General features: G+C 61.0%; 16 protein-coding genes and 1 tRNA gene. 5 read left to right on the top strand and 12 right to left on the bottom strand.

Annotated elements, in window-relative coordinates:
- Positions 1–107 precede the first annotated feature (107 nt).
- The 5 genes from pqqF to BT125_RS06855 all read right to left on the bottom strand — a co-directional run bounded on the left by pqqF (position 108) and on the right by BT125_RS06855 (position 8,232).
- The gene (gene pqqF, locus BT125_RS06875; RefSeq protein WP_072405783.1) at positions 108–2,540 is read right to left on the bottom strand and encodes a pyrroloquinoline quinone biosynthesis protein PqqF; all 2,433 of its coding nucleotides are present in this window, start codon (positions 2,538–2,540) and stop codon (positions 108–110) included.
- Between the two features lie 62 nt (positions 2,541–2,602).
- On the bottom strand, positions 2,603–3,397 hold the full coding sequence (locus BT125_RS06870; protein WP_072405782.1) for a carbon-nitrogen hydrolase family protein: 795 nt from the start codon (positions 3,395–3,397) through the stop codon (positions 2,603–2,605).
- Between the two features lie 12 nt (positions 3,398–3,409).
- Positions 3,410–5,092, bottom strand: coding sequence for a flavin monoamine oxidase family protein (locus BT125_RS06865; RefSeq protein ID WP_072405781.1), 1,683 nt, complete (start codon positions 5,090–5,092; stop codon positions 3,410–3,412).
- Between the two features lie 279 nt (positions 5,093–5,371).
- A complete protein-coding gene (locus BT125_RS06860; protein ID WP_060743121.1) occupies positions 5,372–5,833 on the bottom strand; it encodes an Lrp/AsnC family transcriptional regulator in 462 nt (153 codons plus the stop codon).
- A 35-nt stretch (positions 5,834–5,868) separates the two neighbouring features.
- The gene (locus BT125_RS06855; protein ID WP_256573732.1) at positions 5,869–8,232 is read right to left on the bottom strand and encodes a hypothetical protein; all 2,364 of its coding nucleotides are present in this window, start codon (positions 8,230–8,232) and stop codon (positions 5,869–5,871) included.
- 348 nt (positions 8,233–8,580) lie between these two features.
- On the opposite strand from BT125_RS06855, the gene BT125_RS06850 reads away from it, so the two are divergent.
- Both BT125_RS06850 and BT125_RS06845 read left to right on the top strand, forming a co-directional pair.
- Positions 8,581–8,832 (top strand): helix-turn-helix transcriptional regulator, encoded by a 252-nt coding sequence (locus tag BT125_RS06850; protein ID WP_072405779.1) that lies wholly within the window; start codon positions 8,581–8,583, stop codon positions 8,830–8,832.
- Positions 8,832–10,028, top strand: a complete 1,197-nt coding sequence (locus tag BT125_RS06845) for a type II toxin-antitoxin system HipA family toxin (RefSeq protein ID WP_072405778.1) — start codon at positions 8,832–8,834, stop codon at positions 10,026–10,028. The genes BT125_RS06850 and BT125_RS06845 overlap by 1 nt, the downstream gene beginning before the upstream one ends.
- Before the next feature lie 59 nt (positions 10,029–10,087).
- On the opposite strand, the gene BT125_RS06840 is transcribed toward BT125_RS06845, so the two are convergent.
- The 5 genes from BT125_RS06840 to rpsU form a co-directional block, all read right to left on the bottom strand.
- Positions 10,088–10,164: transfer RNA gene (locus BT125_RS06840), tRNA-Ile, on the bottom strand.
- Positions 10,165–10,179: 15 nt separating this feature from the next.
- Positions 10,180–13,923 carry a bifunctional diguanylate cyclase/phosphodiesterase gene (locus BT125_RS06835; RefSeq protein ID WP_072405777.1) on the bottom strand — a complete coding sequence of 1,248 codons (3,744 nt, stop codon included), beginning with the start codon at positions 13,921–13,923 and terminating at the stop codon, positions 10,180–10,182.
- A gap of 126 nt (positions 13,924–14,049) precedes the next feature.
- Positions 14,050–15,897, bottom strand: a complete 1,848-nt coding sequence (rpoD, locus tag BT125_RS06830) for an RNA polymerase sigma factor RpoD (RefSeq protein ID WP_060740348.1) — start codon at positions 15,895–15,897, stop codon at positions 14,050–14,052.
- A gap of 67 nt (positions 15,898–15,964) precedes the next feature.
- Positions 15,965–17,923 (bottom strand): DNA primase, encoded by a 1,959-nt coding sequence (gene dnaG, locus BT125_RS06825; protein ID WP_072405776.1) that lies wholly within the window; start codon positions 17,921–17,923, stop codon positions 15,965–15,967.
- Positions 17,924–18,401: 478 nt separating this feature from the next.
- Entirely contained in the window at positions 18,402–18,617 is a 216-nt protein-coding gene (rpsU, locus tag BT125_RS06820; RefSeq protein ID WP_002551877.1) for a 30S ribosomal protein S21, read from the bottom strand.
- A 199-nt stretch (positions 18,618–18,816) separates the two neighbouring features.
- Here rpsU and tsaD point away from each other — a divergent pair, with 199 nt between their 5' ends.
- The gene (tsaD, locus tag BT125_RS06815; protein ID WP_072405775.1) at positions 18,817–19,842 is read left to right on the top strand and encodes a tRNA (adenosine(37)-N6)-threonylcarbamoyltransferase complex transferase subunit TsaD; all 1,026 of its coding nucleotides are present in this window, start codon (positions 18,817–18,819) and stop codon (positions 19,840–19,842) included.
- A gap of 8 nt (positions 19,843–19,850) precedes the next feature.
- Here tsaD and plsY read toward each other — a convergent pair whose 3' ends face one another.
- On the bottom strand, positions 19,851–20,420 hold the full coding sequence (gene plsY, locus BT125_RS06810; protein ID WP_060740351.1) for a glycerol-3-phosphate 1-O-acyltransferase PlsY: 570 nt from the start codon (positions 20,418–20,420) through the stop codon (positions 19,851–19,853).
- Positions 20,421–20,494: 74 nt separating this feature from the next.
- On the opposite strand from plsY, the gene folB reads away from it, so the two are divergent.
- Entirely contained in the window at positions 20,495–20,848 is a 354-nt protein-coding gene (folB, locus tag BT125_RS06805; protein ID WP_039590767.1) for a dihydroneopterin aldolase, read from the top strand.
- Complete coding sequence (gene folK / locus BT125_RS06800) at positions 20,839–21,357, top strand: 2-amino-4-hydroxy-6-hydroxymethyldihydropteridine diphosphokinase (protein ID WP_072405774.1); 519 nt, start codon at positions 20,839–20,841, stop codon at positions 21,355–21,357. The genes folB and folK overlap by 10 nt, the downstream gene beginning before the upstream one ends.
- A 139-nt stretch (positions 21,358–21,496) precedes the next feature.
- Here folK and BT125_RS06795 read toward each other — a convergent pair whose 3' ends face one another.
- Positions 21,497–22,723, bottom strand: coding sequence for a multifunctional CCA addition/repair protein (locus BT125_RS06795; RefSeq protein WP_072405773.1), 1,227 nt, complete (start codon positions 22,721–22,723; stop codon positions 21,497–21,499).
- Positions 22,724–22,734: the final 11 nt, after the last annotated feature.

The following is a 22,734-nucleotide window of genomic DNA, read 5'->3' as shown; positions in this document are numbered from 1 at the left end:
CCACCTCCGTGCGGAGATGTTCAGATGCTTAGGCGCCTATGTTACTAAATCTGACAAATTCGTTCGCCGCGATTCTCGAAGAAAGCTCATTACAGCGTCTGCAATGATCATTGCGCCGCTTGCCAGTGTTCTGACGGGCAAGCGCCATTGCTCAGGCAATACCATCCCCCTTGAGCATCGAGCAGACCCTGGGCGGCAGTCTCGAGCTGGGCGCGATCCAGGCACAGGATGGCAGCGGACAGTTGCTCAAGATAATCCGACGGCCGGCCAGCCAGCTTGCCCTGCCAGAGCAGTTCGGCGGCCTGGGCGAAGGGCAGAGCACTGCTCTGGAGTTGGGCGGCGAGTGCCTGCTGCTGGCGAGTAAGGGACGCCTCATCAAGATGCTGGATCAGCGCCGGTAACCCGGCCAGGAATTGCGTGAGGTGGGCGATCAGTTCCGCCGCCGAGAGGCTGGGCGATTGGACGCCGAACAACACCCCGGTTCGCCCATCGACCTGCTTCAACCCGCTGAACACCGCATAACCCACCTGCAACTCGACGCGCAGGCGCTGGTAGAACGGCGTCTGGCACAGCTGTGCCAGCCACCGCCAGGCGGCTTCGTCGGCCAGCGCCGAGGTGGCGGTCGGACAAAACAGCAATACGGCCGACTCTTCACCGTGGGTCTGGAGCCTATGCCAGATGCGTTGCCCACGCGGCGCCGTCGCCAGGCTGGCGTCCTCGCCGGCAATTCCCGGCACACGGGCCAGCACCGGGCCAAGCGCCCCTTGGATGGCGGCCGACAGACCGATGGACAGCCCGTCCCAGCGGGCCGTTGTCCACAGATTTCGATCGCTGTCGGGCATTGGCAGCGTTGATGATTGTCGGCAATGATTCGGCAGCGCCTTCAACAGCTGTCGAATCGGCATCGACGGCGTTTCGTCACCGGCCTGGGCCATTGGCAGTGGTTGGGCAAGCTTCGCCAGAACGTGTTCGAGCACCAACGGCAGCGGTGTCTGCAAACCGACCAGTTTCAGCAGCCATTGATGGGCGGACGCTTCGAAACTGACGTCCACGCCGGCCTGCCGAGCCTCTTCGCGCACATCCTGCAGGTGCCGGTCGAGCCTGGATTGAACGTCGAGCGGTGCTTGGGTCGCCAGTTGCCAGCGCAGGTACACCGCGCCTTCACGACCGTTGTCTGGCAGCGCCTGGCTGAACTGCATGGGCGAGCGTTCCCGCCGGCCCCGGGAGCGATCCTGGGCGAAGGTTCTCAAGCCGCGGTGGGCGCTGGTCTGACCGCGTATCAGCCCGGCGCGAGGCGCTTCGCTTGGTGTTTGCAGGAACGGATTGGGCGCGGGCAGTTGCCAGGGTTTCACGACGGTATCGGCGGGGTGCAGCTGCCTGAGAATTTCCCTGAGCCTCACGAGGTCGTTTGCCAGCAGCGGCGTGTCACGTCCTTCACAGTCCCAGCGGGCCAACTGCAAGGCCGATCCTGCTTCCTGCCGTCGCTGCAGCAACGCGGTGAACTCCTGGCGCAACGGCGCCCAATCGTCCTGGGCGGCAAAGAATCCCAACCAGTCATGCAGCAACGGCTGGACTTGCGCCGCTGTCTGAGTGTTGCCGCGCTTGAATTCGATGTGCAGCAGCCCTTGTCCGGCAAACTCATACAGCGCAGTGGCCTTGAGGCTGTCAGCCAGGCCGAGCTGACGCAACGTGGCGAGCAGGCCGCCCGGTTTGCTGGAGTTCAGCCACGTACAGAGAAAGTCCAGGGCTTGGGGGGAGGCGGCGGGCAACGCTTCGAAGGCGAACAGCAGGTCGAGACAACCTTCTTGGGCCTGTTGATAATGCGTCTGGGACGATGCCATCAGTTTTGGCGGCGACGATCCAGCGACCGCTTCACCGGCCGATACATGGCTGCCGAACCGTTGCGCCAGCGCTTTCAAGGCGTCGATGCTTTGTGGGCCGACCAAGCTCAACGTCATCTGGCCGCTCTGGTAAAAGCGGCGATAGAAGTTGTGCAGTGCTGTTTGGAATTCGGCGTGTTCCACGGCGAGGCTGTCGCGATTGCCGGCGTGAAAACCCCGTAGTGGATGGGACGCTGACACGCCGTCATACAAGGACAGCTGCCGTTGGGCAGCCGCATCCTGGGACCAGGCGATGAACTCCGCGTGCAGCACTTCCCGTTCCCGCAACTGATCAGCTTCGTCCAGGCGTGGCTGGGCGAGCATGTCCCACAGCCGTTCCAGCCCGTCGGCGAAGGTTGCGGGAGGGAGTTCGAAGAAAAAATCCGTGGTGCGTTCACTGGTACGCGCATTGACCTGACCGCCATGCCGCTGCACGTAGGCCATCAGATTCTCCTCGGCGGGAAACCGTTCGGTACCGAGGAAAAACAGATGTTCGAGCAAGTGCGCCATGCCCGGCCAGGCCAGGGGGGCGTCATGACTGCCAGCGGCGACGCGCAGTACCGCGGCGCTGCGCTTGAGGCCCGGGACGTGACGCAATGTGACCCGCAAGCCGTTGGCCAGGGTTTCAGTGTGGGGGCGGAGGGAATCGGGGACCGGCATGGGCGCTTCCAGAACAAGGATGCGCCCATGCTAGCGGATCAGGGCCCTTTCTCAATCCTCAATCAGTGTTTGTGCAGGGCGTCGTAAAGCTCGGGGCGGCGATCGTGCAGGTAGTTGTAGGCCGCGCGGGAGTCGTCCAGCAGTTGTCGATCCAGCTCTCCGACGATCAAGGCCTCGTCCAGCCCCGCTAGCGCCGGGCGACTGCCATTCGGTGCGGCGATGCTGCTTTGGCCACAATACTGCAATTCAGCTTCATGGCCGCAGTAGTTGGCGTACGCCACGAAACACTGGTTCTCGATGGCTCGGGCGCGCACGGTGACGTCGGCGATGAACTCGTAGGGTTGCATGTTGGCGGTTGGCACCAGGATCAGCTCGGCGCCGGCCAGGGCCAGGCGTCGGGCGTTTTCCGGGAATTCCAGGTCGTAGCAGATCAGCAGGCCGAGCTTCCAGCCGTTGAGCTCGACGATGGGCAGCGCTGAGTCGCCGGCGCTGAACATGGCGTGATCAAGGTCGCCGAACAGGTGGCTCTTGCGGTAGTTGGCCAGACGCTCGCCCTGGGCGTCGATCAGTTGCACCGCATTGTAGATCTGCCCGTCTTCGCCACGTTCTGGGTAGCCATAGACAATCGCCAGATTGGCGGCCTTGGCGATGCGGCCGATCTGCTGCGCCCATTCGCCGTTGTAGACCTCGGCCAACACATTCACCGCATCGACGCCGATGTTGTAGCCGGTCATGAACATCTCCGGCAGCACCAGCACATCGGCGCCCCTGGCTTCCAGCGCCACCTGGTGCAGGCGGTGCAGGTTGCCGGCCGGATCCAGTGGCAGCGGTGGGCATTGGTAGAGGGCTACGCGCATCGAAAACTCCTTTTATTCAGGCAGGGCGATCGGACCGATCTCGTGGAACACATCACCTGGACCTGGGTTCTCGGCGTGAGTTTCACCGCCGAAGTGCTTCATGATTCCCCACACGGCATTGAGTGAGGTCTGTACCGCGCCTTCAACCCAGGCGGGTGTCCATGAGACGTCATCGCCGGCGATAAAGATCCCGCGTTGTTCGGCCGGCATGTCGTCCTGCATGAAATGCGCGTACATGCGCTGGTTGTAGCGATAGTGGCCGGGCAGGGCGCCCTTGAAGGCACCGAGGAAGTGCGGGTCGGCTTCCCAGGACACGGTGATCGGATCGCCGATGATCCGTGCGGCGATGTCCACCTTGGGGTAGATCTTCTTCAGGGCATCGAGGGCCAGCTTCACGCGTTTTTCCACCGGATGCGGGAGCATTTTCAGCGCGTCGCTCATCCAGGAGTACGACAGGCAAATCACCCCTGGCTTGTCATCGCCGTTGTCGAACAAGTAGGTGCCACGGGTCAGGCGGTCGGTCAGGGTCATGCTCATCAGGTCGCGCCCGGTTTCCGGGTCCTTGTCCTTCCAGAACGGTCGGTCGACCATCACGAAGGTCTTCGACGATTGCATGTAGCGGGTGCGGTCCAGGGCCATCCACATTTTTTGCGAGAACAGCGCTTCTTCACATTCGATCTGGGTGGTCAGCAACCAGCTCTGGCACGTGACCAGCACGGCGGCGTACTCACGGGTGTTTTCCCACACGTCCGTCACGCTGAACCGGCCATCGGCCGCACGGGCAATGCGCTTCACGCCGCTACGTGGGGCGCCCAGGTGCAGCGAATTCAGGCTGGTACCTTCTGGCCAGTGCGCACAGCGTTCGGGTACGTGATTCCAGATGCCGTGGGGCACCTGCTCGACGCCGCCGACCACCAGGTGCTGGTGGTCGTCGCAGTTGGTCATCACGACGCGGAAGATTTCCAGCATCGAGTTGGGGAAGTCCGAATCCCAGCCGCCCGTGCCGAAGCCGACCTGGCCGAACACTTCGCGGTGCTGGAACGAGAGCTTGGCGAACGCCTTGGAGGTAGCGACAAAGTCGTAGAAAGTGCGGTCGTCCCACAACGGCACCAAGGTGTTCCACAATTCCTTGAGACGTGGCACGTCGCGGTCACGGATCGCTTGCTGGATGTCGCCGAAGCGCGAACCATCCTCCAGTGCATCGGCCCAGGCGTCGGCGACTTCCTGGAACAGTGCGGGCAGGTCCGCCAGTTTCTGTGCGTAATAGGTCTGGCCTTCCAGGTCGATGACCGTGCTGCCGGACGCCGGGGTCAGCGGGTTGGGAAAGGGCTTGGTTTCCAGGCCCAGTTTGTCGACGTAATGGTAGAACGCGGTGGAGGACACCGGAAAACGCATGCCGCCCAGCTCGGCAATCACCCCTTCGGCGCCGTTGAACGCCTGTGAGCGCAGGCGCCCACCCATTTTCGACGCCTCGTAAACCACGGGCTTGAGTCCCAGCTTCATCAACTCGTATGCCGCCACCAGACCGGCGATCCCGGCACCCACAATCGCCACTTCCGTACCGTGGTTGTGAACGGGAATACTGCCCAGGCCCGCCGGGTGTTCGATCCAGTCGTCAAAGGCGAAAGGAAAGTCCGGCCCGAAAATAGTGATGGGCTTCTTACCGTCTGCTGGGTGGCGATTGCTCTTGTTCATGGCGGACCTTGATGGACGACTCGACGCGGTGCTCGCGTCTGAGTATAGGAAAGATGCCAGCCATTCTAGGGAGGGTAGAACACGTTAATAAGACACAATATGTCGTCGTTTTGAGTGTAATTCCGTCATTTTGATCTGTTCTGAAATCATAATGACGAATCCTGTCCCATGTGGGAGCGAGCTTGCTCGCGGATAGCGCCGGTTCAGTCAGCGCTTTCATAAACTGACAGACCGCTATCGCGAGCAAGCTCGCTCCCACAGGTTAAGTCATGTAGGGGGCTAGACCGGCTGCCCTCGATCGATCTTGCTGCTGAGGATGATCGAGGTGGTGGTCTTCTCCACACCGTCCACGCTGCCGATCTGGTCCAGCAACTGGTCCAGTTGTTCCGGCGAATCGGTGCGCAGCCAGGCCACGTAATCGAACTCGCCACTCACCGCACACAACTGCTGGACCTGGGCCATGGCGCTCAAGCGTCGCAACACGTCTTTGCCGGAGCGTGGTTGCACCTTGATACCCACGTAAGCCTGCAAACCACCATCAATCACCCGTTGGCCCAGGCGCACGCCATATCCGGTAATCACCTTGGTCTTTTCCAGGCGCGCCAGGCGCGAAGTGACGGTTGTCCGGGCGATGCCCAACTGTCGGGCCAGCATGGCGACGCTTTCCCGGGCATTGATTTGCAGGGCCGCGATCAGTTGGCGGTCGATTTCGTCGAGGACGGGAGGGCGGGTGTCAGGCAAGGTGGGCTCCGGCGTGGGCATCGGTGGCGAGCATGTTACAGGCTCTTGCGTTCGAAATAGCCAATGGCGGGTAAGGCCAGCGCTCGCCAGGCGGGGGCCAGGTATACTTGCGAAGGCCTTAGCCAGAAGCCGTCCTGGCACACCAGCTGTTCAGCGGACGCTTGCAGCAAAAGGGGCAGAGGCAATGACTGTACCGAACCTGGGTCGTCATTGTCCTCCGCTTCCCAATCGCGTTCAAAACAGCGCACGCGCACTTGATCATCGTCGAAACCTTCAAACAAGGGGCGGTTGCCCAGCCATTGCGGATGCACTCGCAACGTGTGCGCCTGGACATCCAGCAGCAGCAACTGCCAGCCTCGATAGCTGCCACACAGCTCGGTCACGTCGCTAGCCATACAGGTAAGGGCCAGATAGCGACCATCCGCCGACCAGATCATCGAGGGTGCCAGGTCGCTCAACGCGCAGCCTGATGCAGTCAGCAGGTAGCCGCCAAGCCGAGGCGTCCGCGCCCGCACCCAACTGTCGGCATATTCCGTCTCGCTGCCGAACAACCAGGCCGCATCCTGCTGGTTGGGGGCGGGCAGGATGAAGTCTCCTTCGGCGTTGGCCACTTGGGGGCGATCCACCAGGCGCCAGGGGGTAACGCTGTGCAGTTGCGAATCGGTCACCTGCAGCTCCACGGTGTCGTAGAACAGCCGGGATTGCTCATCGGGTTGAAAGAACGAAGGGTCGCTATCGCTCTGCGGCGCGGGGATATTGAAGCGTTGCAGCGCGCTGCTCTCCAGGTCTTGATCGAGACGGCCGGCCACCACCGCCAGGCTCAGCCGGCCTGCGCGGAAATCGAGCAGGCGAGCGACCCACATCGTGGGCCCCTGCAGCAGCTGTCGCTCCTTCAGATCGGCAACCACCCCGTGGGTCGCGACCGTCGTGGCACCGTCGAAGGGCAGCAGGGCCAGGTAACGCCGGCAATCGGAGACCCGATGATCCAACAACCATCGGCCGGGCAATTGCCAATCGCCGATCTGACAGCGATAACCGCCCAGCCCGTCGGGATTATCGCCAAGCCAGGTCAGCCGTCCGCGCACTCCGTCCTGCATTGGCTGCGTTTCGATGAATGAATCGCCGCGCTGGCCTTGGCTGTCCAACGGCATGGCGATGGTCATGCGGGTCAGCGCAAATTCGCCGACTTGCACGCGACCTTGGGCGTCGTGACCGACCTGGGTTTCGATGTCGCCGTGGATACTGTCCAAGCGGTAGCCATAACGCCCAGAGCCCGGTCGCGGATAGTCAAGATACGAGCCGATCTGCACATGGCTTGCGTCGAGACCCAGCAACTCGTGCCAATAGAAGGACGGTTCTGCTTCGCTCTTCACCCAAGGCGAGGTCAGGGCGCGCCAGCCCTGGTCGAGCTGCCACAACCAATACTGGTCGCCGTCTGCATGAGGGGTTTGTTCCTGGGCCAGACACACCAGGGCGCGTTGATCGCTGCTCCATACCAACGGCGCATCGGCCGCCATCAGCAGGCCGGCCGGTTGCCCGTTGACGCTGATGCTATAGCGCGGTGAAACCAGCGGTTCCAGCGGCTGGGCCAGGTCGCGAAATGTCGCGGGCAAGGCAATGTCGCCCCGCAGGCAGTGCTGGCCGTCCGCAGAGCGCCGCTCGAAGGTATGTTGAAGCTGCTCGGGATGCCAATCGGAGTCCAGCCACAGGTCGGCGAAAGGAACCAAGTGGGTAACGCTGGCCGTCTGGAGCAGCTCATCCAGTCGGATTTCGCGAACGCTGTCGTCTACCAGTGGGCTATGGCGCCCGCTCAACACGCCGAGATCAAAAGCGTCCAACTTCCAGAGTTCGCTGTCGGCACAGCGGTACACCTGGCGCTGTTGACGGTCGAGGATGACCAGCCCCCAGTTCTGCCGGGACGGTACGGTCGCCGCAAAATAGCGCCCGTCGCGGGAGAACATGGACGAAGAGCCAAGGCCTTGCAGGAGCACGCCGTCGGGGAACAGGTAGTCACAATAAGTGGGGCCACCCATGGCGATTTCACTGTGGTTGAACACCCGGATCGGCTCGCCTTCAGGCGTCAATTGCGGCTCGCTTCCACCCCAAGCACTGGCGCCTTTGCCGGAAACGGACGCCAAACCCAGGCGCCGCTCCCAGGCACTGACACACACCAGGCCGCCGCCGATGCTGGCGATGGCCGCCAGGATGCCCCACCACTCAGGCAAGGCCCGACCCACACTGAAACCCAGGCCGAACACGGCGCCGACGATCAACCTGCCACAGACTCGCCCGGCCGACAGAAAACCGAATCGTGCGGCAAACCCCATCAGCAGGCCGAAGAACAACACCGCCAGCAAAGCCAATGGGGGAGGCAGTATCGTGACGAAAAAAGCCGGCACCAGCAGGATGCCGAGTTGCCAGAACAGTTCAAGAAACAGGCGGGAGAGGCTGGGGCTGGCGATGATGGGGATCTCGCTTGAGGAGGTTGAACGGCTTGGACGTGGGGTCTTCGCCCGTCGTTAATTCCCCAGAGTATTACTTCCAGGTGAGTCGAGGAACAAGGAAAGGGGGCGGGCAGTTACCAAAGTTGCTATCGCGGTCAAACAACGGAGAGCTTTTGAAGTCGATTCGGGGGACGGATGTTCCGGTGAAAGGTGAGTACGTTAACTTCGAGGGCATATCTGCTTTGATTTTTTTGGAGGTTAGGTATACGTTACATTTAATCTTTTTTGTCTTGTATACATAACATGGATTATTCCCTCATCATCGTGCGTCTGGGCGAGCAGGTTCGTAAGCGCCGCCTCAATCGCGGCCTGACCCAGGCCAATCTCGCTACCTTGGCAGGTGTCACTCGGCAGAAGGTCATTGCCATCGAAAAGGGTGACCCGTCGGTGGGGATGCTTGCCTATGCACGAGTCCTGGGGGCCCTGGATTGTGAGTTCGCCGTGGTACCGGCTGCGATGCCTACGCTTGACGAAATCCAGAGAGTGTTCGACTGATGACGACCTTGCTGCGGGTAGTAACGCCTGAAGGTGATAGCGGGAGGATCCTCTCCAGTGCTGGAGACTACCTGTTTCGTTATCGCGAAGATGCTGATGCACAGGCGGCAATCAGTTTATTGATGCCTGTGCGCTTGGATGAATACCGTCATCGAGAGTTGCACCCGATCTTCCAGATGAATCTGCCCGAAGGTTACGTCTTGGAGCAGCTACGCAACCGTCTGGCCAAGGTGACGAACGTCGACCCCATGCTGCTGCTTGCACTGTCTGGCAGTAGCTCGCCTATCGGGCGGGTGGAGGTGAGTTCACCGGAGGTCGATGCGCTTCTACTACGCCAACAGTTTCCTGGAGAACGGCTGGAGGAAATCCTGGCCTGGGATGGTGCGCAGGACATTTTTGCCGACTTGGTGGATCGTTACATTCTGCGTGCCGGAATATCGGGCGTGCAGCCCAAGGTGCTCGTTCCAGAGCGTCAGGATGGTGCTGCGCAACGGTTTACCTCGAAAACCTCCGACTTGATTATCAAGAGCGGCCGGGACGAATTTCCGGGGCTGGCGATCAATGAGTTCCTCTGCATGTCTGTAGCCAGGGAGGCCGGGATCAAGGTGCCGAAGTTCTACCTTTCCGATAATTCCAAGCTGTTCGTTATGCGTCGCTTCGATCGAGACGAGCAGCTCAACCCCATCGGCTTCGAGGACATGGCCGCATTGATGGGGCTTGCTGCGGGGCAAAAGTACAGCAAGAGCTATTCAGCCATTGCCAAAGCCATCCGTCTTTTCTGCCCGTCCGAGCAAGTGCAGGACTCCCTGGCCCATTTATTTGCCATCGTGGCCTTGAGCTGCATCGTCGGCAATGGTGATGCCCATCTGAAGAACTTCGGGCTGCTCTATTCCGACCCTACCCAGCGCGACGCGCGGTTGGCGCCTGCCTACGACATCGTCAACACCACGGCCTATATTCCAAGAGATGTATTGGCCCTTGATCTGGTCGGCAACAAGTCGCTATTTGCCTCGCGACAGGGCCTGTTGGACTTCGCTCGGGTATGTGATGTTGCCCGGCCAGAAGAAGTAATCCGCAAACAGTTGCAAGCACTGGAACAAGTGCTGGCCCGCTCGACTGAACTTTGTGAGCAGGCACCGAATGTGGTCGCAGCCATCAGGCAGTGTGCAGAGCCATTTATGAAGACCTTCGCCTAGGGCGCAAGAGTCAACAGGCTCAAGAACGCAAAAGCCGCGCAATGCGCGGCTTTTTTGTATGGTGGGCCCACACGGACTCGAACCGTGGACCAAAGGATTATGAGTCCTCTGCTCTAACCAACTGAGCTATAGGCCCTCAGTAGGTCGCGGATTATAGCGACGGTTTCTCGGCTGTGCTATCCGAAAAATCCGATACGGTCATACGAAGAAACGTTGCGGCGAACTCGTCGGCGCACAGGGGCAGGCTGACGATGTAGCCCTGGATCTGTTCGCAGCCTTCTTCGCTCAGGAATTGCTGCTGGGCCAGGGTTTCGACGCCCTCGGCGATGATAGTGAATTGCATGCTGCGGCCCAGGGCGATAATTGCCCGCACGATGGCCGCATCGTGCGGGTCGTCGGGCAGGCCGCGGACGAAGGACTGGTCGATCTTGAGGATGTCCAGCGGCAGGCGCTTGAGGTAGCTCAGGGAGGAATAGCCCGTGCCGAAGTCGTCGATGGCCAGTTGTACGCCGAGGTTCTTCAACTGGTGCAGCACCGTCAGGGCCTCTTCGGCCTGGCTCATGATGAAGTTCTCGGTAATTTCCAGTTGCAATAAGCCGGGCCGGAGCTGGTGTTCGCGCAGCAATTGTTCGATACGCCCCAGCAGGTTGGGCTGGCGCAGTTGGGCGCCGGCCAGGTTGACCGACAGGGGACCGAGGCTTTCGTAGGTGCTGTTCCATTCGCACAGTTGCCGGCAGGCGCGTTCCAGTACCCAGTCGCCAATTTGCAGGATCATGCCGTTTTCTTCCGCCAACGGGATGAAGTGTTCGGGGGGAACGTCGCCAAATGTCGGGTGGTACCAGCGAATCAGTGCCTCGGCCCCCACCAGGCGATTGTCGATGAGGCTGATTTTCGGTTGGAAGGACAATGACAGCTCGTTGCGTTCAATCGCTCGGCGCAGTTCGTGTTCCAAGGCCACGCGTTCGCTGGCCTGGGCGGTGAGGTCGCGGGTGTAGCTTTCCACCCGGTTACGTCCCTTGGCCTTGGAGCGGTACATCGCCGCATCGGCATTCTTGACCAGCGTGGCGACGTCGCAGCCATCCTGGGGGTAGAGGCTGGTGCCGATACTGGCGCTGATGAAGAACTCATGCTCGCCGGCCTGGAACGGTGCGGTAAAGCAGTTCAACAGCTTCTGGGCGATGTGCTCGGCATCGCTGGGCTGTTGCAGGCCCGGCAGCAGGATAATGAACTCGTCGCCGCCCAGGCGCGCCACGGTGTCGATGTCGCGCAGCTGCTCGCGCAAGCGCACGGCAATGCCCTTGAGCAGCAGGTCGCCAACCGGGTGCCCGAGGCTGTCATTGATGTGCTTGAAGCGGTCGAGGTCCAGAAACAGCACGGCACCCTGGCCGCCGTTTTCCTGCTGGCTGTTGAGAGCGGCCAGCAAGCGGCTTTCGAACAGCGTGCGATTGGGCAGGCCCGTCAGCGGGTCGTGGTGAGCCTGGTAATCGAGCCGGGCCTGAGCGTGCTTGAGGCTAGAGATATCGGCGAAGACCGCGACGAAATGGGTGATCTGCCGGTCGCGATTGCGCACCGCGCTGATGGTCAGCCAGCTGGGATACAGTTCGCCGTTCTTGCGCCGGTTGGAGATCTCTCCCTGCCAGTGTCCCTCGGCCGTCAACTGGTGCCACATCGCTGCGTAAAACGCGCTGTCATGCAGGCCGGAAGCCAACAACCGAGGCGTATGGCCCAAGGCTTCGGTTTCGCTGTAGCCGGTGATTTCGGTGAAGGCCCGGTTCACGGCGCTGATGTGCTGTTGCGTATCGGTGATCAGCACGCCTTCGGCAGTGCTTTCGAACACGGTGGCGGCCTGTTGCAGTTTTTCCTGCATCAGGTGGCGTTCGGTGATATCCCGGGCGATGGTCAGCATGCAGTCTTCGTTGCCGATGGGCAGTGGGCGGCTGGACACTTCGCAGAGCCGTATCTGCCCGTCGTTGCGACGGATATGGCAGCTGAAATCCCTGACGAAGCCGTCCCGTTGCAGCAGGTCGAGCATCTGTTTGCGCTCATTGAGATTGACCCAGATGCCCAGGTCCAGAGTGGAGCGGTCTACCGACAGGGCGCTGTTGAAACCGGTAATGCGGCTGAACCCTTCGTTGACTTCAATCAGCAAGCCATCGCTTTGCCGTGACAGCAGCAGGCCATCGGGCGAGGCGTGGAACGCCTTGGCGAACTTCTCTTCGGATGTCTGCAATTGCTGCTGGGTTTCCTTGAGCTGGCTGATGTCCCGTACCACCACCACCAAGGCTGGCGTCGTGTCGAGGTCGAAGGGTTCGGCGGAGATCAGCCCGGTGAATACCTGGCCGTTGCTGCGGCGAAAGGGCATTTCCAGGTTGCGAATGCTGCCGGCCTGCAAACGCTGCAGCAGGCTGGGTCCCACGCCTTGGATGCCCCAGATATTCAGTTCGGTTGCGTTGCGCCCCACCACTTCTGCGGCACTCAGGCCGATCTGCTCTTCGAAGGCCTTGTTGACCTCCAGAAGGCAGCCGTCCAACAGCCGTGCAATCACCAGGATGTCCGGGCACTGGCGGAACACCGAGGCAAATTTCTGCTCCGAAAGACGCAGTGCTTCCTCGGTGCGCTTGGCTTCGCTGATATCGATCATCAACCCACGTATCAGCGGCTCGTGCCCGTGTTTGATCAGGCTGACAATGTCACGTACCCACAGGCAGCGACCATCGGCGGTGATAACCCGGTAATCGATGCAGTGATCGCGACCCGCCAGCACTTCATGTTCGCAGTAGGTCTGGGCGCGGATCAGGTCGGCCGGATGAATGATGGTGCGCCAGAAGCCTGGGACCAGCCAATGGGCGAGGGGATAACCCAACAGGTCTTCGGCGTGAGGCGACACGTAGCTGTAGGTGAAATCGCTGACCCTTGCCTCCCAGGCAATGGCCGACAGGCTTTCCACCAGCCCACGGTAATGGTACTCGCTGCTGCGCAGCTCCTGCTCAAGCTCGACGCGGCGGGCGATTTCCGAACTGAGCCGGCGATTGATGCGAATCACCACCGCCAGTATGCCGACCAGGAGTAGCAGCGTAGGCAGGCCGTAAGACAGTAAGTCGGACCAAATCCGGCGATAGTCGTGCACATTACCGACCCACTTCTGTTGGATCTCGGCGACTTCGGCCGGGTTCATGTCTGCCAGGACTTTGTCCAGGATGCCCACCAATACCTTGTTGTCTCGAGGGACGGCCATTGCCAGTTGATAGCGATAAGGCGTTTCCCCGCTGACATAAAGGCCTTCGAGTTTGAGTTGGCGCAAGCTCCAGACACTGGAAGCCAGATCGCCCACCACCGCGTCCACTTCATCGGTTGCCAGTGCTTGCAGGGCTGAACTGACGTTGGGCAGCGCCACCAGGTTCAGGTCGGGATGATGGTTACGCAGCAACTCATGAGGCGCGTAGTTTTCCACCACGGCGATTTTCAGCCCATACAGCTCCTTGAGGTTCTGGGGCTGGGCGCCACCGCGATGGGCCAGGATGACAATGGGGAAATCCAGGTAGGGACGGGTAAATGCCAGGTAATTCTGGCGTTCCGGAGTGGACATGATGCCAGGCAACAGGTCGATCTTGCCCTGTACGACCTGCTCCAGCACGGCAGTCCAGCTGGCCGGCTCGATGGGCGTGAGCCTGACGGCCAGTCGTTCACGGATGATCTCGATGTAGTCGGCGGCCAGGCCCTGATAGCGGCCTTGGTCGTCGCGAAACTCAAACGGCGGCCATGAGGCGTCGACACCCAGGCGCAGGTCGGGGTGGTCCTTGAGCCAGCGGAGCTCCTCATCGGTGAGCGTCAACGCGCCAGCTGTTGCGGTCCAGGTGATCAATGACAGCAAAAGCGCGGCCGTCAGTCTGGGCATCACTGTCTCGTCATGGCTTGGGGAGGATGTTTCGAGTGTAGACGGGCAACAGGGGGTGGGGAGCGTAACGAAGGGGATTTTATCTGCATATGAAAAAACCCCCGGCAGGGCCGGGGGTTTTGAAGGTCACTCGTCGAGGAAGGAGCGCAGATGCTCGCTTCGCGTCGGGTGGCGCAGTTTGCGCAACGCCTTGGCTTCGATCTGGCGAATCCGCTCGCGGGTTACATCGAACTGCTTACCGACTTCCTCAAGGGTGTGGTCGGTATTCATGTCGATGCCGAAGCGCATGCGCAGTACCTTGGCTTCACGGGCAGTGAGGCCGGAGAGTACTTCGCGAGTCGCTTCCTTGAGACTCTCGACAGTGGCGACATCGATCGGAGACTGCATGGTGGAGTCTTCGATGAAGTCCCCCAGATGGGAGTCTTCGTCATCGCCGATCGGGGTTTCCATGGAGATCGGCTCTTTGGCGATCTTCAATACCTTGCGGATCTTGTCCTCAGGCATTTCCATGCGTTCGCCCAACTCTTCCGGCGTCGGTTCGCGACCCATTTCCTGCAGCATCTGCCGGGAAATGCGGTTGAGCTTGTTGATCGTCTCGATCATGTGCACCGGGATACGGATGGTGCGGGCCTGGTCGGCGATCGAGCGAGTGATCGCCTGACGGATCCACCAGGTGGCATAAGTCGAGAACTTGTAGCCGCGACGGTATTCGAATTTGTCCACCGCCTTCATCAGGCCGATATTGCCTTCCTGAATCAGGTCGAGGAATTGCAGGCCGCGGTTGGTGTACTTCTTGGCGATGGAGATCACCAGACGCAAGTTCGCTTCGACCATCTCTTTCTTCGCGCGACGGGCCTTGGCCTCGCCGATCGACATGCGACGGTTGATGTCCTTGATCTCGGCGATGCTCAGGCCGGTCTCGGCCTCCAGCGCACTGAGCTTCTGCTGGCAACGAATGATGTCCGGCTGCAGGCGGGCAATGGCTTCAGCGTACTTGCTCTTGCCCTTGGCCAGTGCATCGGTCCAGCTTTCGTCGACTTCGTTGCCCGGGAACTGGCGCAGGAAATCAGCGCGTGGCATGCGGGCATCACGCACGCAAAGCTGCATGATCGCGCGCTCTTGCTGACGCAAGCGATCAAGGGCACTGCGAACACGCTCGACCAGGCCTTCGAATTGCTTGGGCACCAGTTTGATCGGCATGAACAGCTCGGCCAGCGCCAACAGCTCGGCAATCGCCTGCTTGTTGTTGCGGCCGTGCTTCTTCAGCGCCTTGCGGGTGATTTCCATCTGGTCGGCCACGGCGCCGAAACGCTGTGCGGCGATGACCGGATCCGGACCGCTTTCGGCTTCTTCCTCGTCGTCGCTCGCTTCGGCGTCGTCGTCATCGGTGTCGTCGTCGGCCTTGACGGCTTTCGCATCGATCGGCGGCGGCACTTCGGCGGCAGGCGGCGCAATGCCGTCGTCCGGGTCGATATAGCCGCTCAGGACGTCGGACAGGCGGCCACCTTCGGTGGTGACGCGGGTGTACTCGGAGAGAATATGGTCAACCGTGCCTGGGAAGTGCGCGATTGCGCCCATCACTTCACGGATGCCTTCTTCAATACGCTTGGCGATTTCGATTTCGCCTTCACGTGTGAGGAGCTCTACCGTACCCATTTCACGCATGTACATGCGCACGGGGTCCGTGGTGCGACCAATGTCGGTCTCGACCGCTGCCAACGCTGCGGCCGCTTCTTCAGCGGCCGCCTCGTCGGTATCGGCGTCGGCCAGCATAAGGGCATCCTTATCTGGAGCAACCTCGAATACGTTGATCCCCATGTCGTTGATCATGCGGATGATGTCTTCCACCTGTTCCGGATCTGAAATATCCTCCGGCAGGTGGTCGTTGACCTCCGCGTAAGTCAGGTAGCCCTGCTCACGACCCAATAGGATCAACTCTTTGATACGAGACTGCTGTTGCGCTTTTCCGGACATAACACCCTATCCACTGAAGGTCTTGGCGGGCAAAAAACAAGCCGAGGATTATACCTGAGCTGTGACCTCACGCGCCAGTTGAGGTCGGGTTTGATGCGCAAACATTGCGGCTGAGTAAGTCGCGCAATTGGTTTTTCTCTTCGCTGGTCAACTCGCTCTGGCGAGCTTTTCGCAGAAGTTGTTCCAGGTTTCGCTCGCGTTGGCGGGCGGACAAGCTAGTAATGGTGTCGAAAAACTGTTGTTCAAGGTTGTCTCCATCAATCAGCCATTCCTTCTCGGCCAAAGCCTTCAAGAGGCGTCCCTGCTCGGTACCGTGCCACCGCGCGATCAACTGGAAAGAGTTTAGCTTGGGGTTCTTCTGCACGGCTTCAAGGAGAGCGACCAGCAATTGCGTATTGCTGTGGTCCTCGGCGGCGAAGTGCCCTGCGTCCTCTACTTTTTCCGCCAGTTGCGGGTGATGCAGCAAGGTGCGCAAGGCGGCCAGTGTTGGGGGTTCGACGGCGGCCGGCACGCGCGGGGCACGTGGCTGGTCGCGATCGCCGCGCTTGCCGTTCTTGTCCCAGGGTTTCTTGTCCCATTTCTTGCCGCCGCTGCCGGGTTTTTTCGGCGTCCATTCCTGCTGGGGGGGGTAATCCTGCTGGGGTTGATGATAGTCGGCGAAATCCGGCATCGCGTCGTAATCGATACCTGGGTCATACGCCGGCGGCGCCTCTTGGGGGGCGCTGTGCACCAGTTGATTGACCGCTTCGCTGTTGAGGCCAGTGATCTCGGTCAGGCGCTGGCGCATGAGCGTGCGCAGGTTGGCGCCGGGCACCTTGTCGATCAGCGGTGCCGCGAGGGTGGCCATGTGGGCCTTGCCTTCGAGGGAGCGTGGATCGGCTTCTTCGGTCAACTGCTGGAAAAAATAGTCGGCCAACGGTTGTGCGTGCTGGTTGATCCGCGCGCGGAACGCGTCGGTCCCTTCGGAGCGCACCAGGGTATCCGGGTCTTCGCCCTCGGGCAGGAACAGGAAACGTGCCCGCCGGCCGTCCTGCAGGCACGGCAGGGTAGCCTCCAGTGCGCGCCAGGCGGCGTTGCGACCGGCCTGGTCGCCGTCGAAGCAGAACAGCACGCTGGGCACGACGCGAAACAGGCGCTTCATGTGCTCTTCGCTGGTGGCTGTGCCCAGGGTCGCGACGGCGTTGCGCAGGCCTTGCTGGGCCAGGGCTATCACGTCCATGTAGCCCTCGACGACGATGATTTCGTCGAGATTGCGGTTGTTCTTGCGCGCTTCGTACAGGCCGTAGAGTTCCTGGCCCTTATGGAACACTGGGGTTTCCGGAGAGTTCAGGTACTTGGGCTTGTCATCGCCCAGCACCCGGCCGCCAAAGGCGATGATCCGCCCGCGCGTGTCGCGGATCGGAAACATGACCCGGTCGCGAAAGCGGTCGTAGCGCTTGCCGGTTTCGGCGTTTTCGATCAGCAGGCCTGCGTCGATCATGGCGCGCTGCTGCAGCGTGTCGCTGCTTAGATGCTTGTACAGGTTGTCCCAGCCGGGCGGGGCGAAGCCGAGGCCGAAATCCCGGGCGATTTCGCCAGTCAGGCCGCGGCCCTTGAGATAATCCACCGCGGCCTTGCGCGCCGGATGGCTCTTGAGGGCCTGGCGATAGAAATCGGCCGCCGCCGTCAGCAGTGGGTAGAGCGGTGAATCGGTCGGTTGGCGCGGTTTGTGTGGTCGACCGCTTTCCTCGCGGGGAATTTCCATGCCGGCGGCTTTGGCCAGTTCTTCGACGGCCTGGGGGAAGTCCAGGTTGTCGTGGTCCATGATAAAGCCGAGGGCATTGCCGCCCGCGCCGCAACCGAAGCAATAGTAGAACTGCTTGTCGGGGCTGACGCTGAAAGAGGGCGTTTTCTCTTTGTGAAACGGGCAGCAGGCCGTGTAGTTCTTGCCTGCTTTCTTCATTTGCAGGCGAGAGCTGACCACGTCGACGATGTCGGTGCGGTTCAGGAGGTCGTCAATAAAGCTCTGGGGAATCAGCCCGGCCATGGCGTTCTCATCATCACTGCGCGAAATATGGACCCGAAATCGGCAGGCGTAACCGGGTCTGGGTTTGAGGCACGCTGAATCGGTGGCTCGACCGGGTCGTCTGCATCATCGCTGTCGGGAAGTGTATCTGCCGATAATCCACTGACGTTAATAACTATCAGTATTCGACTGTTTGAATGTGTTGCGCTGAGTCCGGTAACGGCCGGTCAGGCCTCGGATAGCTCATGAAGCGGGCACGCAGGCAGGTGCCTTGGGCTGATCGTCGTTAGAGGAATCAGGGTGTGCTCGTCGGTAGCCTTGGAAGGCTCGTCAGGAAAGACGTGCACCGCTGGCAAAAGAGCCAGGTCTGACGCGGTGAAGCGGTTGTCTTGGTCGCGTCTGCGGCTTTGACGGTGAAGCATCAAGCGTTATTCCGCAAATGCCATAAGCCCGGCTTGAAGGCCGGGCTTGGCAGAAGCTTGCTACGGACGTCTGTGTATTAGTACAGACGTACGGCGCGGCGCTGTTCGCGCTGAACTTTCTTGGCGTGACGCTTAACAGCGGCTGCTGCCTTGCGCTTACGCTCAGAAGTCGGCTTCTCGTAGAATTCGCGGCTACGAACTTCAGCCAGAACACCGGCTTTTTCGCAGGAGCGCTTGAAACGACGCAGAGCTACGTCGAAGGGTTCGTTCTCTTTTACTTTGACGGCTGGCATCCAGAGCTACCTTCATTCATTACCGGGGTCAACATCCTCGCGGCAAAAGAGCACTTGAAGACGTCGGTTTTTAAGGGTTGCGGATGTTAACCCCTCATCGCTCGGAATGCAAAGCCTCTGATCGAAAACCGCTGGTCGGGGCACAATGCGGCGACTATTATGCGCGCCTTCGAATTCAGCCTCTACAAGGCGCAAACCCATGCTAGTACTGGGATTAGAAACCTCCTGCGACGAAACCGGTGTCGCACTTTACGACAGTGAGCGCGGCCTGCTGGCCGATGCGCTGTTCAGCCAGATCGACCTGCACCGCGCCTACGGCGGGGTGGTGCCCGAGCTTGCCTCCCGCGATCACGTCAAGCGCATGCTGCCCTTGATCCGTCAGGTCCTGGCCGAAGCCGGCTGCATGCCGACCGAGATCGATGGCATCGCCTACACCGCCGGCCCGGGCCTGGTGGGCGCGTTGCTGGTAGGCGCTTCCTGTGCCCAGGCGCTGGCCTTTGCCTGGGGTATTCCGGCCCTGGGTGTGCATCACATGGAAGGCCACTTGCTGGCGCCGATGCTGGAGTCGCAACCACCACAATTCCCGTTCGTCGCTTTGTTGGTATCGGGGGGCCATACACAGCTCATCCGGGTCGATGGCATCGGCCAATACGAACTGCTCGGCGAAACCCTCGACGATGCCGCCGGCGAAGCATTCGACAAGACGGCGAAAATGATGGGGCTCAATTATCCAGGTGGGCCGGAAATTTCCCGGCTTGCGATGCAAGGGGTCGATGGGCGTTTCGTGTTCCCGCGGCCGATGTGCGACCGCCCCGGCCTGGATTTCAGTTTCAGCGGGCTCAAGACCTTCGCCCTGAACACCTGGCAACAATGCGTCAGCGCCGGGGACGACAGTGAGCAAGCCCGTTGCGACATCTCGCTGGCGTTCCAGCAGGCCGTGGTGGAGACTTTGACCATCAAGTGCAAGCGCGCCCTGAAGCAGGCCGGGCTCAAGCGCCTGGTGATCGCCGGGGGCGTGAGTGCGAACAAGGCCTTGCGGACATCGCTGGAGAAAATGCTCGGTGACATGAAGGGCGACGTTTACTACGCCCGGCCGGAGTTCTGCACAGATAACGGCGCGATGATTGCCTTTGCCGGTTGCCAGCGTTTGCAGGCCGGCCAGCAGGAAAGCCTGGCAATCAGCGTGCAGGCGCGCTGGCCCATGGAGCAGTTGGCACCCCTGTGAAACGGCATTTAAAAATGCCGTTCGCGCCCGGCGAACAGGTCGCGTAGATTGCCCCGGTGGCGCCAGACGATCAGTGCAACCAGCACGGTCATTGGCAGCAAGGCCGCCGGTTCCTGCCAGGCCAGCAATGGCAGGGTCAGCGGTGTGGCGATCAGCGCTGCCAGGGAACTGGTGCGGGTCAGGTAGAACGTCAGCAGCCAGGCACAGACAGCCAGCAGGGCGGCGGGCGGGTACAGGCCCAGCAGCATGCCGGCGGCGGTGGCGACACCCTTGCCGCCACGGAAGCGGAAGTACAGCGGGAACAAGTGGCCGATGACGGCGCAGACGCCGATCCAGGCCTGTTGCTGCAACGAGAGCCCTGCAAGGCTGGCGATCAATACCGGGACAAGACCTTTGCAGAGGTCGCCCAGCAGGGTCAGGATGGCGAGCTTGCGTCCGGCCAGGCGCAGCATGTTGGTGGCGCCGGCATTGCCTGAGCCACTCATTCGCGGATCCGGACGACCGGTCAGGCGGCTGAGCAAAATGGCGAAGGACAGCGAGCCGAGCAGGTAGGCGAGAATCGCCAGTAACCAAAACATGCTAACTATTCCGGGCGAGGACGCCCTGATTCTAACGGGGCATCGCGCCCTTGTCGTGCTGCGGAGAAGAGTGCTTGGACAGAGTGTTTATCGAGGGTCTGGAAGTCGACACGGTAATCGGTGCCTACGACTGGGAGCGAGGCATCCGACAGTGCCTGCGGCTTGACCTGAGCTTCGCCTGGGACAACCGCCCGGCCGCCGCGGGCGACGACCTGACCCTGGCGCTCGACTATGCCAGCGTGTCGTCGCGCATCCAGGCGTTTGCCGAGCAAGCTCAGTTCCAGTTGGTCGAGACCTTCGCCGAACGGCTGGCCCAGGAGTTGATGGATGAGTTCAAGATCACCTGGCTGCGTCTGAAAGTGACCAAGCCTGGCGCCGTACCGGCTGCCAGTGGCGTTGGCGTGGAGATCGAGCGCGGATGTCGCTGACTCAGGTTTTTCTCGGGCTCGGCAGTAATATCGAGCGCGAAACCCATTTGTGCGCCGGTCTTGAGGCCTTGGCCGGTTTCCTCGTGGACATGCGTTGTTCGGCCGTGTTCGAGAGCCAGCCAGTGGGAATCAAGAGCGGGCCGTTCTTCAACTTCGTCGTGTCGGCTTTCACGGACCTGCCGCTGATGGAGTTGGACCGTCGCCTCAAGTTCATCGAGGCGGACAACGGTCGCTATGCGCCAGACCGCAAGGGACTGCCACTGGATATCGACGTGTTGTTGTATGGCGAACAGGTCGGCAACTTCGATGGGCTGATTCTGCCGCGTGCGGAAATCCTCAAGAACGCCTTCGTCCTGTGGCCTTTGTCGTTGATCGCGCCGGATCGGATTCATCCGGGCGTAGGCAAAAGCTTCGCTACGTTGTGGGATGAGTCGCAGATTGATCAGGTGCTGGCGCCAGTGGCGTTTGAGTGGCGGGGCCAGCCGCTTACGCCGTCCAGCCTGTTGTGAGGCGCCTGCCGCCATCGCGAGCAAGCTCGCTCCCACAGTGGATTTCAGTCGAACACAAGACATGAGTCCACTGAGAGTCGCTACGGGAGCGAGCTTGCTCGCGATGACTGTGGGCACTCCATCGCAAATGTAAACTGACTCAGCTCGCCGCTTCCTTGTAGGCTTTCAATGCCTTGAGTCGCTCGCGCTTGATCGCCTCACCCAGTTCCGGACCTTTGAAGCCTTTTTCCAGCAAGGGTTGGACTGCCACTCCGCAAGCCGCTGCCGCCGCGCCGCGCAGATACTCAGCCTGTGGATAGCTTCTGTCTTCGAGCCCCTTGCGCCCCCGCGCATCCATCTCGCAGGCCGCGATGAATTCCTCGAAGCGCTGAGGTCGGCGGTACACATCAAAACTCTGCAACAGCTCAAGCAAGGTAGAAGCCTTCAGCTCAAGCGCGCGATGACCATGGGTATGGTATTGGCCCACTAATAACGCCAGTTCCTGACAGTCGCGTGGCACCTTGAAGCGCTCGTTGACGGCTTTGATCAGCTTCAAGCCCGTGTGCTCATGGGCGATGTGTCGCGGCCATTCGTGCTGGGGCGTCAGGCCTTTGCCCAAGTCATGGAGCAGGCAGGCCCAGCGGACCGTTAGCGGCTGTTGATGCAGTGCCGCCTGCTCCAACACGCTCAGGGTATGGACACCGGTATCGATTTCCGGGTGATGGGCTTCAGGTTGTGGCACGCCGAACAGTGCGTCGACTTCGGGCATCAAGACCTTGAGTGCTGTGCAGTCGCGCAAGACCTGAATAAATACCCGTGGTTGCTTTTCCATGAGGGCGCGGGAAATCTCTTTCCAGCTGCGCTCGGCCGTCAACGCCTCCAGTTCACCGGACTCGCTGAGCTGGCGCATCAGCTCTAGGGTTTCGTCCGCCACCTTGAAGCCCAGCGGCGCATAACGCGCGGCAAAGCGGGCAACCCGCAGGACTCGGAGCGGATCTTCGGCGAAAGCGGGGGAAACGTGACGCAGCACCCGGGCTTCGAGATCCCGCCGGCCGTGGTACGGATCGGTCAGGTTGCCATGGTCATCTTCAGCCATGGCGTTGATGGTCAAGTCCCGGCGGACCAGGTCTTCCTCCAGGGTGACTTCAGGGCTGGCATGGAACACGAAGCCGCCATAGCCGCGGCCGCTCTTGCGCTCGGTGCGGGCGAGGGCGTATTCCTCGCCGGTCTTCGGGTCTAGAAATACTGGAAAGTCGGCCCCCACAGGGCGAAAACCCTTGGCGAGCATTTCCTCGGCGGTGGCTCCCACGACGACCCGATCGATGTCGGTGATGGGAATGCCCAGCAGGCGATCGCGTACGGCACCGCCAACTTTATAGATCTGCATAAAAAACCTCC

The organism is Pseudomonas sp. NFACC04-2, from assembly GCF_900119265.1.
Taxonomy (GTDB): domain Bacteria; phylum Pseudomonadota; class Gammaproteobacteria; order Pseudomonadales; family Pseudomonadaceae; genus Aquipseudomonas; species Aquipseudomonas fluorescens_AA.
This window is presented reverse-complemented; position numbering and strand designations above follow the sequence as displayed.